The sequence below is a fragment of the Sphingobacterium sp. JUb20 genome (assembly GCF_004342035.1).
Classification (GTDB): Bacteria; Bacteroidota; Bacteroidia; order Sphingobacteriales; family Sphingobacteriaceae; genus Sphingobacterium; species Sphingobacterium anhuiense.
The window spans coordinates 39,080-54,498 of record NZ_SLYV01000008.1; the positions used below are offsets into that span (position 1 = coordinate 39,080).

Consider the following 15,419-nt stretch of genomic DNA (forward strand, 5'->3'; position numbering starts at 1 on the left):
GTTAATTTTTTAGAGGTGAATTATTGAGCGTGTATTTGCAAATGGGACATAACCTCCTGTGGCGCTACAAATTCGAATTTTATCTTATCGTCATCTTTAACCTTCTGAACGCCATCGATCAATATTTTATCTGTGGACACCAGTCCCGAAGATATAACATACAGATCAGGAAGGTCATTGCTAATGGTGATGTTTCTAGATTTAACAACTCCATTTTTGTCAATGACAAAGACATAGGTTTTATCCTGAATCTCGTAAGTAGCTTTTTGTGGGATTATCAAGGCATGTTTCAGCGGTACAAGCATTTGTACGCGCCCTGTCTCACCGTTTCTAAGAAGTTTATCTGGATTAGGAAAGCGTGCCCTAAAAGCAATACTTCCTGTTTCATTATTAAATTCACTCTCTATGGTTTCTACTTTTCCTTTGTATTTCAGTAACTGATTGTTTGCAAGAAGTAAATTCACTTCATTGTTGGCTCTATTTTCCGTATTCGTCTGGTAGTCTAGGTATTCAGATTCAGATACATTAAAATAAGCATACACCTGACTGTTGTCGGATAAACTGGTAAGAAGTTCACCTTCATCGACCAAACTACCAAGTTTCAAGGGAATCCGGTTGATAGTTCCTGCGAAAGGAGCCCGAATCTCGGTTGCCGTTACATGAAGTTTTGCCAATGACATTTCTGCTTTGGCCTGATCAACTTTCGCTTGTGCCAATGCCAATTCATTTTTAGAAACGATGTTCTTATCTGCTAATGCTTTCGTATTTTCAAGTTCTATTTCTTCCGCTTTAACTTGTGCCTGCGTTTTGAGATACTCAGCTTCGTAGAATTTAGGCATTATTTTAAATAAAAGCTGACCCGCTTGTACAGTCTGGCCTTCATCGACATAAATCTGTTGTAAGTATCCTTTTTCAAGACCTCGGATCTCGATATTACGGATCGATTGAATCTGGGAGACATAGTTTTTAGTGAGGGTGGTATCAATTAATATTGGATTGGTTACTTGATACTGGACGTTCTCAATCTTTTCTTCTTTTTTTGGGGAACAGCTTGTTAGGACCAATAAGGCATACAGACCTATAAGCATGCCTGTGCTAATTCTTTTCATGGATGAAATAGTTATTAATATATTGTAATAAATTGGGTAATATTCCAGGACGGAAGAGACTCTTCAGAACACAATGCTAAACAACAGTACAGATAGCGATTGGAAAATATACCATGCTATGATGCCTATTTAAGCTATTTTTTTTAATGCTGAAGAGTGGGAGATATCACAGGCGAAGGACGCGCTGTAAAATGTATTTGTTTGTAGAAGTAAAATGCTGTGTCTTAAAAACCGATAGGAGGTTCTTTAAATTTTTAAGAACAAAAATCAGTGCCAGTGCATAACTGAGCAAAGCAATGTTTTTGAAAACAGTAATCGTATGCGATTCAAAAACAAGTTCATCTTCGACATCATCTTCTGTCATTTCATATGTGCGTTCATTTAACGCTTTACTGAAGATGGAATGGATATGTGAACTTTTTATTTTTGTTTCAGGAGACTTACCTAGGAAGGAAGAAACAGCCTCTGTGTTGCTATGAAAATGACTGTTGGTCAAAACAATTCCATCTCCCTGTAATAGGAATAAATTGAAGATCAGGACCAGTAAATACAGCGCTCTCATATTTGCGGTAAAAGTAGTATCAAGAACGACATGTTACACCATATTAACACTTTTTAACTGTCAGCTTTTTGTAAAAAAATAAGCTTATGATTTCGAGATAAAGTATAATGTTGGGTTATCCGTTTAATATGCTGTGGGATTTTATTCATGATATCAAGTCAAAGATTGAATTTCAGATTCTATATTTCCGCTTTATCATCATTCTAGATCGTGGTTAGCTGGATTTATAAGTGGATCACGATCATGACTTCAAATAAGGAAGTTTCCAGTAAATGAATTTGTATCGTGTCATTCAATAATAACAGTAAATAATACAAATTTATCTAAGTTTGGTTGAAATGAAGATCGGTAAACGTTTAAAGATAGTTCTTGCTAGTGTAATTATATTAATTGTAATGGGTAATGTTTATTTAATGAGGCCTCTTTTTGGAGGAAAAATCAGCGGAACACGTCTGGAACGTGTTATGAAGTCTCCGAATTTTAGGGATTCGCAATTTCAAAATTTGGAACATACTCCATCATTGAAAGAGGGCGAAAGCTTTGTCGGAGCGATGTATGCTTTTTTATTTAAAGATCGTGCTATTCGAAGACCTAAGATGCCACTTCCGGTTATGAAGCAGGATCTTAAAAATTTACCCGATGCTGATTTGCTTATCTGGTTTGGACACTCTTCTTATCTCCTGAAGATTGACGGTAAGATCATTGTTGTAGATCCCGTCTTTTCGGATAATGCTTCTCCTGTTCCAGGAAGCAATAAGCCATTCAATCTATCGTATGTTTATCAGGCTGATGATTTTCCGCCGATTGATCTTTTGTTAATTAGCCATGATCATTATGATCATCTGGACTATAAAACCATGATACAGTTACGTTCAAAAATTAAAAATGTGATCTGTGGTCTTGGCGTTGGCGCCCATTTCGAGCGATGGGGATTTGCTGAAAATAAGGTTACGGAATTGGACTGGTATGATGAGACATCTTTTGAAAAGGAGTTTAAGATAGTTGCCACACCTGCACGTCATTTTTCAGGAAGAAAGTTTAAGCGTAATACAACACTTTGGACATCATTTGTTTTACAGACAGAAAAGTATAAGCTGTTTTTAGGTGGAGACAGCGGCTATGGGAAACATTTTAAGACTATCGGCGATAAATATGGCCCTTTTGATTTAGCGATCCTGGAAAATGGTCAGTATAATGAAACATGGCGTTATATCCATTCCATGCCCGACGAACTTTTAAAGGAGGTTGTTGATCTTCAGGCTAAACATTTTCTACCAGTACATTCTGGCAAGTTTGCATTGGCACTGCACGACTGGAAGGAACCGCTTTCTCTGGTCAGTAAGTATGCGGAAGCAGCAGAAATTCCTGTGTTAACACCCAAAATGGGAGAGATTGTTTATTTGCAACAGCTAGATAAACGATATGATAAATGGTGGGAAGGGCTTAAATAAGCTTATTTCTTATTCTTTTCAGCTATCCACAAGGATAAGTATTTTGTGCTTAATAAAGAATGGTGGAGGAGCAACTGTCCCATAAAATTCTGTTGTCGATGGGCCTGAAGCTGTGCTTTGATGAAACGGATGGTCATTAGAAAATCGTCTTCAAACCTCGTGCGTGAATATCGCTGATTAATGATGGTGATACCGTTTTGCTGTGCTTCTAACCAGATTGTTTTATTGTTATATAGTTCGATAGCTTTTTCAACAAATAGTTGCGGTTCATTTGCGATAAACCCGTTCCATGGCAGGTCTCCCGACATTGCTTCAGCTCCAATAGTTGTTGTTACAGATGGGGTTCCCGTTTGCATAGCATCTATAAATTTACCTTTAACACCGGCGCCAAATTGAATAGGAGCTAATAGGACACGGTGTCTGGACATGGTATCTTGGGCATGGTCTGCTCTTCCATGAACAAAGAATCGTTCCTTAGAATTGTTAAGTTGAAGTACCTTTTGACTTGGATAGGCACCGTAGATATTCAGACTTACTTTAGGAAGCTGCTTCCTGAGCAAGGGCCAAATTTCGGTTTTTAAATACTGTACTGTGTTCCAATTCGGCTCATGTATAAAGTTGCCGATAAACATAAAGTCAGCACGGTTTTCATAAGTCTTCCAGCTCGCTATACATGCTTCATCAATTTCTTCTTCCAAAAAGGGTAGGTAATAGAGGATGGATGGATTGATCGCAAACTGATTCGTCAATAATTGCATCTCAAGTTCGGAGATAATGAGCGAGATATCCGAGCGTAAGATTGCGGCAACTTCCCGTTTCGCAATATCGGAATACAATAAGGTTTGATCAAACTGTTCACCATTTTTAGCATTGGACTGGCGGGCGTGTCTTAAGAAGTGTAAATCTTCGGTGTCGAGTATTCTGACAGCATCTGGACACTCTTGTGCTACCCGCCAACTGTATTGCTCTTCGGTCATGAAGCGGTCGAATACAACAATATTGGGATTAAGATCTCGAACGAAATCATTGAAGCTAGCATCATTCAGTTTGATCTCCACTTCATTAATACCCATAGCAACTAGATCAGCACTATATGGAGATTTAGATGCGGCACTTGAAAAGGTGATGGTGTTATCATTTTTTTGAAAACTTTTTAGTAGCTGTATCATACGAAATCCAGCCGCAGAAGAACTTGGTTCCGGCCAGACTAAACCTATAAAAAGTATTTCTTGTTTTTCCATCGATGGAAATTTACACAAAAAGCACAATACTCTATTCATTATATTTTCAATTGATTGTTTTTCATCTTGTAATATTATTTACAAAAAGAAACTTAGCTCAAAAGGAAAATAAGGGGATGGTGTTGAATACATTTTTTTCTACAATTTGATTCTTGCCGTTATCAGGCTATCTGTTGTCATATGGAGATAAATTTATCTACGTTTAAAACAATGGTCACAATTTATTTATTTAAAGAGGGTAAATACTCGTTATATTTATCATAGATAAAATAGCATACTCATATGAAGAAATCATTGCTAAGTGGTATCCAAAAGCTGTCTCCAAAAACGTACTGGAAGGAGCTATTGGCTATTTTTATTGTATTGTTGGCGTTTGTTTTTTTTAGAAGCGAACGTAAAGAAATAGCCTCCATAGGTCCCCAGCTGGCTTCAGCAGATTTTAATTGGTTAATAGTTGGGTTTGGAATCACTTTATTATATATTTTGTTACAAGGAGTGATGTATATTTTTAGTTTCCGATCTATCGGATTGAAACTGAATCTATGGGATGCGGTTGAACTCTTTTTAAAAAGGAATCTACTGAGTGTATTCCTTCCGGCCGGAGGGGTCAGTTCATTGGCCTATACCACTTCGCAGTTACGAAAGAAACAACTTAACTCGACCAAAATTCATCAATCAGGCGCCATATATGGGTATGTCGGGTTACTGACTGTTTTTATTATTGGTGTCCCTATTATTCTGTATACTGTTTTTGATCATAAAAACTTTGATAATGCCTGGATATCTTTGGTCGTACTTGGTTTGTTACTCGGTTTATCCTTTCTGTTTTTCTGGTCGATTAGAGTAAAAAATGGATTGTATAGATGGCTGGAGATTAAATTTCCGAAGCTGATCGGTAATATTCATGAGCTGTTTTCGGCACATATTCACAAAGGATATCTATGGATGACCATTCTGGTTTCTGTCGCTATTGAGTTCTGTGGTATTGCCCATGCATTTATTAGCATGTATGCGCTGCAGACACATGTTTCGTTTGAAGCTGCAGCTGTGGCCTATACCATTACAGTCGTCCTGATGATGGTCTCTCCCTTTTTGAGAGGCTTAGGCGCTGTAGAATTTACGATGTTATATATCTTTACTTCTTATGGTTATAGTAAAGAAGAAGGCTTAGGGCTGACAATTATCTATCGGTCATTTGAATTTTGGTTGCCCTTAATTTTTGGAGTTTTTTCTTTTATCTGGCGTGGAAGGCAGATCATTGCACGAATTTTACCCGCCATTGCTATTTTCTTTTTAGGGATCATCAACCTCATCTCGGTAGCAACCCCGCCATTGGTGGAACGGATGCGGCTTGAAAAATATTACCTTCCTATCGAAGCGATGCATGCATCTAAGTTGATGGTATTGGTTTTAGGACTTGGGTTGATGGTGAGTGCCGCTTATCTGATTAAGGGCTACAGATCGGCTTTTTGGATTGCTCTCATATTTTCTTTTCTATCCTTACTGGGACATATTGGTAAGGCACTAGATTATGAAGAAGCATTGGTGTCCTTGTTTATTATTGTTTTACTGGTTACGAACCAAAAGCAGTACCGGATTAAGACCAATAAAAATTGGATGCGTATCGGTTTTGCCACCTTTTTCATTGCCTTGACAGGGGTGTGTTTGTTTGGGTTTGTCTGTTTTTATGTGATTGACAAAAAGCATTTTGGCGTTGATTTTACCTGGCAGCAGTCTATATATCATACCATGCAGAGTTTTTTGTTATTTAATGACGAACTCAACCCGTTAACAACTTTTGGTCAGGAGTTTTTGAATATTACACACTTTCTGGGTCTATTTTCATGGATGTTGTTGATCTATACTTTCTTGTGTCCTAGGATTATTCATGAAGAAGATCATGAGCAGAACGTACTGGATAAGGCGAAGCGTTTACTCAAATTGTATGGAGGGTCGCCGATGGATTATTTCAAAATTGCTCCAGATAAACAATTGTATTTTTCTGAGCGGACAGATGGTTTTGTCTCTTACCGTATCAGTCAGGCTTTCGCGATTGTTTTAGATGAACCTGTATGTGCATTTGACGATAAAGATGAAGTAATTGCAGAGTTCGAACTTTATTGTACCTCTTTGGGGTTAAAGTCCGTGTATTACCGCGTTGATGAAAACAGCTTGCCTTATTTTCTGGAGCTTCGAAAACGGAAGATCATTATAGGGCAGGAGGCCTTGATGGATGTTGCATCATTTTCTTTAGAAGGTAAGAATAGAAAATCGCTTCGAAACTCTTTAAATAGCTTAGAAAAAAAAGGGTATGCGACTGTTTTGCTAACCGCCCCGCAGTCGGATGCGATTGTAGCTGAACTGAAGGCTGTTTCTGATGAATGGCTTATGGTGTTCGATAAGAAAGAAATGATCTTTTCGCAAGGACAGTTTGAGGCAGCAACAATTGCTGAACAAGATGTTATAGCGGTAAAAGATGATCAAAATAAGATTGTCGCCTTTTTGAATATTATACCAGATTTTACTGAAGGGGAGTGTACGTATGATCTTATCCGTAAAGTGGAGCATGCTCCCGGAGGATGTATGGATGCTCTAATTATAAATCTGGTTGATTATGCCCGGAAAAAAGGTGCTAAATATATCAATCTGGGAATGGTACCGATGAGCGGTATTGAGTCTCCAGATAACCCTGCAGAGCAGATTATGAAATTTGCGGCCGACAAAGTGGGCTCTTTTAAACACTATCAGAGTTTGAGAGATTTTAAAGAAAAGTATGCGACGATCTGGGAAAATAAGTATTTAATTTTTGGCAATGATTTTGACCTATTACAGTTGCCTCAAGCTTTGTCTAAAGTAATGAAGCCAGATAATGAATAGGATACAGATGGTACGCAATAAATTAGGGTTATTTATCCTCTTGTTTTTGTTAAAATTAACAGTAATGGGACAGCAGAAAGATATCCCGCTTAAGATTTGGAACAGTAATGCAAATAGCCCTATTGTCCTTTATCTAAGTGGTGATGGTGGTCTTAATAGTTTTTCAACAAGTTACTGCGAGCTCTTGGGGAAACAGGGATATACAGTAGGTGCTGTAAACTCGAAGAGCTTTTTTTGGGATAAGAAATCCGCAGATCAGATTGCGAAGGAACTAAGCAGCACTCTTGAAAAATTATTGGTAGGTAAAAAGAATCACCTCGTTTATTTTGTCGGATATTCCTTTGGTGCGGATGTTATTCCTTTTTTGGTTAATAAATTAACCGCAGAATGGAAGGAGCGATTGCAGGCTGTGGCACTTCTGGAACCATCAACTTCTACTGATTTGGAGATTCATGTTTCAGACCTGTTTGGGAGGAGCGAGGTTAAAAGAAGTATGGATGTTGTTGCCGAGATCAATAAAATGGTCAATGTTAGAACGGCTATTTTGCTTGGTGAAGATGGAGTGAGTTTTCCGATTAAGAATATTCGGTTAAAAAATTTAGAAACTATTTATATGAAGGGGAATCATCATTTTGATGGTCATGTGGCAGATGTCGTAAAAGCAACAGTAAAGCATTTTGCATTAAAGTAATCTGTCTAAAAAATGACTTATACAATGGCTATGCTTATTCATTTTTTTAAGTGTTGTCGCTTAGATGGATCCACAAAGATTGTTCTGCGATCTTCTTTAAAGGCATGGTAGTATTATTCAGTTAGCTTCTGGATTTATTTGTAGTTGATTGTTGAACATGTACGCTCATTTTCTTTTAGTTTGATGGCTGTACTGTCATCATGTTTTCAAAAAAGTATTTTCTAGTTTTTTCTTGTTGTAGATCAATTTTTAAGAGATAGAAAATCGATAAGTTTGTTTAATCTTAAAAAAAGAATAATATGGAATTAGGAATAGGAATGTTTGGCGATTTGCATATTGATCCCAAAACAGGGCAAATACAATCTTCACAGGAAAAGTTACATCAGATTATTGAACAAATAAAATTGATGGATGAAGTAGGGCTGGATTTTTTTGGAATGGGTGAGCATCACCGTCCGGACTATGCTGTTTCAGCTCCAGAAATTATATTAGCGGCAGCCGCTTCTGTTACTAAAAATATAAAATTAGGGAGTGCAGTTTCCGTGTTAAGTTCTGCAGATCCTGTTAAACTTTTTCAAGACTTCGCGACAGTTGATGTTTTATCAAATGGACGTGCGGAGATTATGGCAGGAAGAGGATCATTTATTGAATCATTCCCTTTGTTTGGTTATAATTTAAATGATTATGGAGCATTATTTGAAGAAAAATTGGACCTATTGGTCAAACTAAATAATCAGGATACGATTAATTGGACAGGTAAATTTCGTCCTACATTAGTAAATCAACAGATCTTTCCAAGACCTGTTCAACCTAAATTACCAATTTGGGTTGCGGTAGGAGGTACAACTTCATCTGTTATTCGCGCTGGGAAATTAGGTTTACCCGTTATGTTTGCTATTATTGGAGGAACGTACGAAGCTTTTAAGCCACTGGTAGAAATGTACCAACAAGCTTATGCCGATAACGGTCATGATATGGCTAATTTTCAGGTAGGTGTACATATGCATGCTCTTTTTGGTGATCATTCACAACAAGTTGCAGATGCGTACTATCCTATTTATGCAGCACAAATGAACCGCATAGGCGGCGATCGTGGATGGCCACCATACCAACGGACTCAATATGACTTTGGACGTTCATCACATGGTCATTTAATTATTGGAGATGCGGACTATGCTGTAGATAAAATCTTAAAAATTCAGGAATCTTTAGGATTGACGCGCTTTTCTGCACATATGGATGTTGGTGCACCAAATCATATTGATATGATGAAAGCAATTGAGGTTTTTGGAACAAAGATCGCTCCTCAGGTTAGAGTTGCCCTTAATAAGGGATAATAAGACCTTGGTTAAAGTAGTATTCAACATTTTTATATCGGAGAGATATGCTTAACTTTGTGTTTTAAAAATAGAGAGGACAAAATGTTAGGATTGAAATTGTTAACGGATCCGAGGTGGGCAAATATTGCAGAAGGAAATTTAGAAGAGATTCTGACTGATCATGCTTGGTGCGAGCAAAAGGCAGCTTCAAATGCTATTTCATTAATTATGTACAATTCGGAACATGAAGAATTGGTGCATGAATTGACAGCGATTGCTATTGAAGAAATGCAACATTTCCAAATGGTCATTGATATTATTAAAGAAAGAGGCTATACGTTGGGTAAAGAACGTAAAGATGATTACGTGGGACAACTGATGAAATTCAATAAAAAGGACGGTTCCCGTAACATGGCTTTTATAGATCGTTTGTTATTTGCGGCCATGATTGAAGCTCGAAGCTGTGAACGCTTTAGAGTATTGTCTCAAAATATAAAGGATGAGGAATTAGCGAAGTTTTATCATGATCTAATGGTTTCTGAGGCAAATCACTATACAACGTTTCTTAATTTCGCACGTCAATTCTCAACGGATGTCGATGTCGATAAGCGTTGGAAAGAGTGGTTGGAATTTGAAGGAAATTTGATCCAATCGTATGGAACGAAAGAAGCCATACATGGATAATAAATAGTAATCTATTGTGCAAGAGCCCCATTTTTATTAGAAAAATGGGGCTCTACGTTTATATTAGTGCTGACCGCCGCTCTAAAATGCAGTTGTCCATCCAAATTCCGTTTAGCTGGGCAACTTTTTGCTGCGTGCCTAATAATTTAAATCCGAATTTTTTGTGCAACAAGATACTTTTATCATTTTCAGGAAAAATAAAGGACATGATCGTCCAAATGCCCGCGTTTTCAGAAGTGTCAATAATATGTTGCATCAATACTTTGCCAATTCCTTTGCCTTGATGATCCTGATCGATATAAATACTTAATTCGGTTACACCATGATAGCCTGTTCGCTGTAGTACAGGAGATAATGCTACCCAACCGATTATAGTATTGTTCTCAATGGCAACAAAGCGCATATTTTCGAGATGATCTTTATCCCAATCTTTCCAAGAACTAGTTTTTGTCGCTAAAGTGATGTTTCCTGCATCGATTGCCTGCTGGTAAATGCGGGCAACATCGGGATAATGCTTCTGTTCGAGTTTCTGTATTTCCATCTGTAGCGTGAGCTTAAGGTATTATATTCTGATACTTCTTTTGAAGTTGATCAAAACTGATGATTCAAAACTAGGAAAAGTTTTGCATCCATTCGAGCGGGAATGTATATTTTATCTGTGATCTAAATCTCGTATGAACGCATTATAAACTTGTTTTTCATTTAGTTAAGAAGAATTTTTTTAAAAGTTGGTCAAGAACGATGTTGGCTCCGTTAGCATTTGTATCCCTTTGATCGCAAGTAATAATTTATAATTCAGCGAGTTCTGATTTTTATGACATTATAAAAATAAGTTTTTTGTAGAAATAACCTTACCTTTGCGCTGTGACTGAGAAAAGTAAAATAATTGATATTCGTAGTCTGTCGATAGATCAGATTAAAGAGAAGCTTACTGAAATGGGTGAGCAAGGGTTCCGTGCAAAGCAAATTTACGAATGGATTTGGGCAAAATCCTGTGTGGATTTTGATTTGATGAGCAACCTAAGTAAACCTTTACGGGAAAAGCTAAAAGAGAATTTTGTTATTCGTGCTGTTAAAGTCAAACAATCACAGGTCAGTTCTGATAGAACTATCAAAAGTAGTTTTACTTTGTATGATGGAAATGTGATTGAGGGTGTATTAATCCCTGCTCCAGAACGTATGACTGCTTGTGTGAGCTCTCAAGTTGGATGTAGTTTGACCTGTAAATTTTGTGCCACGGGTTATATGGATCGTAAACGTAATCTGAATGCAGATGAAATTTATGATCAAGTTGTTTTGATCGCAAAACAAGCAGAAGAGAAATATCAGCAACCATTGACCAACATTGTTTATATGGGGATGGGTGAACCACTCTTGAACTATGCGAATATGATGAAGTCGGTAGAGCGTATTACCTCGCCAGATGGATTGAATATGGCGGCAAAACGGATCACAGTTTCTACCGCTGGTATTGCTAAAATGATTAAAAAATTAGGGGATGACGAAGTCCGATTTAATTTAGCATTGTCTTTACATGCCGCAAATGATAAGAAGCGTAATGAGATCATGCCCATCAATGAGCAAAATACATTAGAAGCATTAGCAGATGCATTGAAGTATTTTTATGCGAAGACAAAAAGTCCAATAACCTTTGAATACATCGTTTTTGATAATTTTAATGATGAGCTCGAGGATGCTAAAGAGTTGGCAAGATTTTGTAAAAATGTTCCTTGTAAGGTTAATATTATTGAATACAATCCTATTTCTTTAGCAAGTTTTGTCAATGCCGATGCCGATAAGATTGAGGTATTTGCTAATTATCTGAAAAATCAAGGTATTATTACGAATGTGCGTAGAAGTCGTGGTAAAGATATTGATGCCGCTTGTGGTCAGTTAGCAATTAAAGATAAAGAAGCTCAAGAGGCTTAACAATAAGGAATTATGATATACCTCTTCTCAATAATATTTATTGACGATAGAGATCTGATAAATTTGTTTTATTTATAATTTTAATTGTAAATAGAACAAATTTACTTAAGTTAGTATAGGCATAATCAAAAATGAGAAACCAATTATTTCTTTATTTATCAGACTTTTTAGCCTTATTTTTCCCAAAAATTTGTGCAGGCTGTGGTCATGTTTTAGTTAGTCAAGAAAGGTATATCTGTACTTCTTGTCTATTTCATTTACCTATCACAGATTTTCATTTAGATACTAATAACCAAGTTGCGCGCCAATTGTGGGGAAAATTTCATTTTGAACATGCCTCGGCTCTATTTCTGTTGCAGCAGGACTCGCGGGTAGAGCGGATACTTTATCAAATCAAATATGCCAATCAACCTCAACTTGCATATTTCCTTGGAAGGAAATATGGTGAGACGCTGTCTAACAGTCACACTTTTCAGGATGTTGATGTCATTGTGCCCGTTCCTTTGCATAAAAAGAAGTTGAAGAAAAGGGGGTATAATCAATCCTTTTATTTAGCAAAAGGTCTTGGTATTGCATTGTCAAAACCCGTTTTGGAACATGGATTAACGCGAGTTGGCGAAGGGACAAGTCAAACTAAAAAATCAAGATTGGAACGATACGACAACGTTCAAGATGTGTTTTTTTGCCCAGATGAAACTATTTTAGCAGATAAACATGTGCTCTTGGTAGATGATGTACTGACCACAGGAGCTACATTAACCGCCGCCGCGGAAAAACTTATTGCGGCGGGTTGCCGGATTTCTGTTCTGACCTTAGCGAGGGCTTAGCATACTTCAGATAACTACTTCACAGTTAATTTCTAAACAGTATCTGATCTAGAATGTTAAATATTTGATCTGTTACTTTTTACGTCTCACGTAAAAAAGCAAGTAAGCAAAACCCGACATACCAATGCCTACGCTATCTGCAAAGAGATCCCACCAATCACCAGATCTATAGGTGAATATATACAATTGCAATGCTTCAGTCAGTAAGGCGAAAAGGATACCTAAAATACTTACAACAATAACGGGAAGCCATTTTGTAGGGCGACCTTTGAACTGAACCAATACACCATTATAAATTAACGTACAAAATACGAAAAACATACCTGCGTGAACGAGCTTGTCCATCCCTGGATAGGAAGGAACTTTCTCAAAACTTTGTCCTGGCATACAACACAGTGCTATAACCACTACAGCCCAAAGCATTACCCACTTATAATCTAATAATAATCTTATCATGCACTCCTTATAATCAATTTTCGTGCTAAAATAGTGATAAATATAAGAAAAGTGAAATAATGTATTTAGACGTATGTAAAAATTATCTACCTGATTTACAGTGTTTTACTTTTATTTTTGAAATTTATATAGTACTATGTATTGCATAGTACATAATAAAACATATATCTTTGTATTGTTATGATAGCTGAAAATACACAAATACAGATGCGGAAAGGAATACTGGAATATTGTATTCTTTCTATTATTTCCCGAGGGGAAATATATGCATCGGATATCATCAGCGAACTGAAAAAAGCACAGCTCTTGGTTGTAGAGGGAACTTTATATCCTTTGTTGACGAGGCTTAAAAATAACGGTTTGCTGAGTTATATATGGAAGGAATCAACTTCTGGACCTCCACGTAAATATTATGAAATCACAGCAGAAGGAATACAGGTTCTTGAGCGATTGGATGTTACATGGAAAGAACTGGTTTTTGCAGTGGAGACATCTCTAGCGGACAGAATTAATACAATTGACAAATCAATATAACCTATAAATACCATGAACAAGACTATAATTATCAATATAAATAGTATCGTTTTTCATATAGAAGAGGACGCATATGATGTGTTGCGCAATTATATGATTGATATTAAAAAGCATTTCGGAAGTTCGGAAGACAGCAAAGAGATTTTGGAAGATATCGAAAATCGTATTGCAGAGATGTTTACAGAGAAGATTCAACTCGGAATCAAAGAAGTACTGAATATGGATGATGTCAATGCTGTCATCGCACAGATGGGAAGTGTGAGTGATTTTGAGATCAACGATACGGATCAACAGTATTCAGATCAAAAAACAAATCAGGCATACAGCACTTTTCGTACGGGTAAAAAGTTGATGCGTGATCCAGAAGATAAGGTAATCAGTGGTGTGTGTAGTGGTCTGGGACATTATTTTGGCATAGAGGCTCGATGGATTAGACTTTTATTTGTGTTATTCGTTGTAATCTTCGGTTCAGGATTTCTGGTGTATATTATCTTGTGGATTGTAATGCCAATCGCAATTACCAGAGCAGATCGTATGGAAATGCGCGGAGAGTCGCCTAATATCCAGAATTTTAAACGAAGTTTTGAAGAGGAATTGAGCGGTCTAAAAGAGAATTTTTCTGGTGCCGGCAACACATTCAATAGAGGTGTAGAAAATGCTGGAACAGCATTTGGAGAGATCATTAAAATCTTTGCAAAAGTGATCGGTCTGATCGTTGCTTTTTCAATAGGCTTAAGCTTAATATCGCTGTTAATTGCCTTGATCTTTTTTAGCTTGGGTATAGCAGGCGTAACGGACCGCGGGATTATTGAACCGTTAAATTTGATCGATCCTCAGCAGGCTCCATGGGCATTAACGGCAGCATTCTTGGCTATTGCAATTCCATTTGCAGGTTTATTTTACCTCATTATTCGCTTGTTGTTTGACCGCAAGCCGATGAATAATTACTTAACGACTTCTTTATTTCTAGTATGGTTAATTTCTTTAGGTAGCATTATCTATTATGCAGGTTCGGTGGCTAAAGATTTTAGAGAAGAAAGTATGATCGTAGAAGAAAAACCTTTGGCTCCAAGATCTATCTATCGTATCAATGCCCGTGATGTGCGTGTCATCAAAATAAATGGAGATCACGGCCGTTCAAATCTAAAAATCAGAGGTACTAACTTATCCGAATATCTTCAGGATGATATCCGAATTCGATTTGAAAGGGTAGATTCAACGCAAATGCCTTATATCAAATATGAGTATTCGGCAAAAGGAGCTAATTATAATTTGGCGACTAAACGTGCGTCTGCAATCAATTATAAAGCCGTTCAGGATAGCGCGAACATTATTTTTGATAGTCACTTTAAATTAGGTGAGAAAGAATTGTATAGAGATCAAAAAGTGAATATTACGATCTACCTTCCAGTTGGTGCAAAAGTAATGCTGAACAGGGATTTAGAGCGCAATTATGCAGATATATCTTACTGGGAATGCTATGAGCGTTATGAAAATGATGACATTAAAGAAACGGAATGGGTAATGACAAATCTGGGTTTGAAATGTGCTCTACCTGAAAAATCTGAATTTGCACCTGAAGCGGAAGATGAGACGGATGAAAATGTGGTAACTGTAGATACTGTAGTGAGCAGAAAAGATACCATTATCAGTATTTCTCCTACTGGTGTGGTGGTTGAAACAAAAGGAAAGAAAAAATAAATAATAGGTGCTTAGCACCTATTATTTTAATAAAACTC

At 37.0% G+C, this 15,419-nt stretch carries 14 protein-coding genes; 9 read left to right on the forward strand and 5 right to left on the reverse strand.

From position 1 onward, the window contains the following. Nucleotides 1-20 precede the first annotated feature (20 nt). Both EDF66_RS14265 and EDF66_RS14270 read right to left on the reverse strand, forming a co-directional pair. Entirely contained in the window at nt 21-1,109 is a 1,089-nt protein-coding gene (locus EDF66_RS14265; RefSeq protein WP_132843458.1) for an efflux RND transporter periplasmic adaptor subunit, read from the reverse strand. A gap of 166 nt (nt 1,110-1,275) precedes the next feature. Continuing rightward, entirely contained in the window at nt 1,276-1,671 is a 396-nt protein-coding gene (locus tag EDF66_RS14270; RefSeq protein ID WP_132843459.1) for a hypothetical protein, read from the reverse strand. Between the two features lie 338 nt (nt 1,672-2,009). Here EDF66_RS14270 and EDF66_RS14275 point away from each other — a divergent pair, with 338 nt between their 5' ends. Continuing rightward, nucleotides 2,010-3,122 (forward strand): MBL fold metallo-hydrolase, encoded by a 1,113-nt coding sequence (locus tag EDF66_RS14275; protein WP_243656053.1) that lies wholly within the window; start codon nt 2,010-2,012, stop codon nt 3,120-3,122. A 2-nt stretch (nt 3,123-3,124) separates the two neighbouring features. Here the strand turns inward: EDF66_RS14275 and EDF66_RS14280 are convergent, their stop codons facing one another. Further along, on the reverse strand, nt 3,125-4,363 hold the full coding sequence (locus EDF66_RS14280) for a glycosyltransferase (RefSeq protein ID WP_132843460.1): 1,239 nt from the start codon (nt 4,361-4,363) through the stop codon (nt 3,125-3,127). 282 nt (nt 4,364-4,645) lie between these two features. Here EDF66_RS14280 and EDF66_RS14285 point away from each other — a divergent pair, with 282 nt between their 5' ends. From EDF66_RS14285 to EDF66_RS14300, 4 genes are all read left to right on the forward strand, one after another. Then, complete coding sequence (locus EDF66_RS14285) at nt 4,646-7,240, forward strand: phosphatidylglycerol lysyltransferase domain-containing protein (RefSeq protein WP_132771644.1); 2,595 nt, start codon at nt 4,646-4,648, stop codon at nt 7,238-7,240. Between the two features lie 64 nt (nt 7,241-7,304). After that, complete coding sequence (locus tag EDF66_RS14290; RefSeq protein ID WP_207898642.1) at nt 7,305-7,931, forward strand: AcvB/VirJ family lysyl-phosphatidylglycerol hydrolase; 627 nt, start codon at nt 7,305-7,307, stop codon at nt 7,929-7,931. A 299-nt stretch (nt 7,932-8,230) separates the two neighbouring features. Further along, nucleotides 8,231-9,268, forward strand: coding sequence for an LLM class flavin-dependent oxidoreductase (locus EDF66_RS14295; protein WP_132843462.1), 1,038 nt, complete (start codon nt 8,231-8,233; stop codon nt 9,266-9,268). A gap of 84 nt (nt 9,269-9,352) precedes the next feature. Then, complete coding sequence (locus EDF66_RS14300; RefSeq protein WP_021189384.1) at nt 9,353-9,934, forward strand: tRNA-(ms[2]io[6]A)-hydroxylase; 582 nt, start codon at nt 9,353-9,355, stop codon at nt 9,932-9,934. Nucleotides 9,935-9,992: 58 nt separating this feature from the next. On the opposite strand, the gene EDF66_RS14305 is transcribed toward EDF66_RS14300, so the two are convergent. Further along, a complete protein-coding gene (locus EDF66_RS14305; RefSeq protein ID WP_132843463.1) occupies nt 9,993-10,475 on the reverse strand; it encodes a GNAT family N-acetyltransferase in 483 nt (160 codons plus the stop codon). Between the two features lie 323 nt (nt 10,476-10,798). Here EDF66_RS14305 and rlmN point away from each other — a divergent pair, with 323 nt between their 5' ends. Both rlmN and EDF66_RS14315 read left to right on the forward strand, forming a co-directional pair. Beyond that, complete coding sequence (gene rlmN, locus EDF66_RS14310; RefSeq protein ID WP_021189386.1) at nt 10,799-11,863, forward strand: 23S rRNA (adenine(2503)-C(2))-methyltransferase RlmN; 1,065 nt, start codon at nt 10,799-10,801, stop codon at nt 11,861-11,863. A gap of 131 nt (nt 11,864-11,994) precedes the next feature. Next, nucleotides 11,995-12,690 carry a ComF family protein gene (locus EDF66_RS14315; RefSeq protein ID WP_132843464.1) on the forward strand — a complete coding sequence of 232 codons (696 nt, stop codon included), beginning with the start codon at nt 11,995-11,997 and terminating at the stop codon, nt 12,688-12,690. A 72-nt stretch (nt 12,691-12,762) separates the two neighbouring features. Here EDF66_RS14315 and EDF66_RS14320 read toward each other — a convergent pair whose 3' ends face one another. Continuing rightward, entirely contained in the window at nt 12,763-13,146 is a 384-nt protein-coding gene (locus EDF66_RS14320; protein WP_132771640.1) for a VanZ family protein, read from the reverse strand. A gap of 180 nt (nt 13,147-13,326) precedes the next feature. Between EDF66_RS14320 and EDF66_RS14325 the strand changes: the two genes are divergently transcribed. Further along, nucleotides 13,327-13,680, forward strand: coding sequence for a PadR family transcriptional regulator (locus tag EDF66_RS14325; RefSeq protein WP_132771639.1), 354 nt, complete (start codon nt 13,327-13,329; stop codon nt 13,678-13,680). A gap of 12 nt (nt 13,681-13,692) precedes the next feature. Continuing rightward, complete coding sequence (locus EDF66_RS14330) at nt 13,693-15,381, forward strand: PspC domain-containing protein (protein ID WP_132843466.1); 1,689 nt, start codon at nt 13,693-13,695, stop codon at nt 15,379-15,381. Nucleotides 15,382-15,419: the final 38 nt, after the last annotated feature.

Coding starts and splice junctions, on each gene's coding strand:
- EDF66_RS14265 (WP_132843458.1), bottom strand. CDS start 1,109: ATGAAAAGAATTAGCACAGGCATGCTTATAGGTCTGTATGCCTTATTG.
- EDF66_RS14270 (WP_132843459.1), bottom strand. CDS start 1,671: ATGAGAGCGCTGTATTTACTGGTCCTGATCTTCAATTTATTCCTATTA.
- EDF66_RS14275 (WP_243656053.1), top strand. CDS start 2,010: ATGAAGATCGGTAAACGTTTAAAGATAGTTCTTGCTAGTGTAATTATA.
- EDF66_RS14280 (WP_132843460.1), bottom strand. CDS start 4,363: ATGGAAAAACAAGAAATACTTTTTATAGGTTTAGTCTGGCCGGAACCA.
- EDF66_RS14285 (WP_132771644.1), top strand. CDS start 4,646: ATGAAGAAATCATTGCTAAGTGGTATCCAAAAGCTGTCTCCAAAAACG.
- EDF66_RS14290 (WP_207898642.1), top strand. CDS start 7,305: ATGGGACAGCAGAAAGATATCCCGCTTAAGATTTGGAACAGTAATGCA.
- EDF66_RS14295 (WP_132843462.1), top strand. CDS start 8,231: ATGGAATTAGGAATAGGAATGTTTGGCGATTTGCATATTGATCCCAAA.
- EDF66_RS14300 (WP_021189384.1), top strand. CDS start 9,353: ATGTTAGGATTGAAATTGTTAACGGATCCGAGGTGGGCAAATATTGCA.
- EDF66_RS14305 (WP_132843463.1), bottom strand. CDS start 10,475: ATGGAAATACAGAAACTCGAACAGAAGCATTATCCCGATGTTGCCCGC.
- EDF66_RS14315 (WP_132843464.1), top strand. CDS start 11,995: ATGAGAAACCAATTATTTCTTTATTTATCAGACTTTTTAGCCTTATTT.
- EDF66_RS14320 (WP_132771640.1), bottom strand. CDS start 13,146: ATGATAAGATTATTATTAGATTATAAGTGGGTAATGCTTTGGGCTGTA.
- EDF66_RS14325 (WP_132771639.1), top strand. CDS start 13,327: ATGATAGCTGAAAATACACAAATACAGATGCGGAAAGGAATACTGGAA.
- EDF66_RS14330 (WP_132843466.1), top strand. CDS start 13,693: ATGAACAAGACTATAATTATCAATATAAATAGTATCGTTTTTCATATA.